Origin of the sequence: Streptomyces himastatinicus ATCC 53653 (assembly GCF_000158915.1) — a bacterium.
GTDB classification, from domain to species: Bacteria; Actinomycetota; Actinomycetes; order Streptomycetales; family Streptomycetaceae; genus Streptomyces; species Streptomyces himastatinicus.
On record NZ_GG657754.1, the window covers coordinates 10,287,328 to 10,287,842 of the forward strand.

At 75.9% G+C, this 515-nt stretch carries 1 pseudogene; it reads right to left on the reverse strand.

Annotated elements, in window-relative coordinates:
* A pseudogene (locus SSOG_RS58795) lies at nt 1-515 on the reverse strand (M23 family metallopeptidase); the annotation flags it as partial.

Below are 515 nucleotides of genomic sequence, written 5' to 3' on the forward strand. Positions count from 1 at the left end.
TGGTCCAGCGGGTCGACGTCCGACCCGTAGCGCGGGGAGGTGCGCATCTCGAAGTGCAGATGCGGACCGGTGGTGTTGCCGGTGTTGCCCGACCGGGCGATCCGGCGCCCCGCGTCGACGGTCTGCCCGCTGCGTACCGTCAGCGCCGACAGGTGCGCGTACTGGGTGTACATCCCGTCGGCGTGGCGGATGACCACCTGGTAGCCGAAGGCACCGGCCCAGCCCGCGGCCACCACGGTGCCCGGGGCGACCGCGTGCACCGAGGTCCCGATGGGCACCGCGTAGTCCACGCCGGTGTGGTGGCCGCTCGCCCACCGCGGGCCGCGCACCCCGTACGCCGCGGTGATCGGGCCGTTGACCGGCGCCGTGAGGCGCTGGGACGCGGACTTCCGGGCGGCGTCGCGGGAAGCGGCGGCCGTGCGCTTGGCGGCGGTCCGGTGGGCCTGGCGCTTGGCCGGGCGGGCCTTGCCCGAGGGCAGGGCGAGCCGCTGTCGCCGGGTGGATCAGGTGCGGGT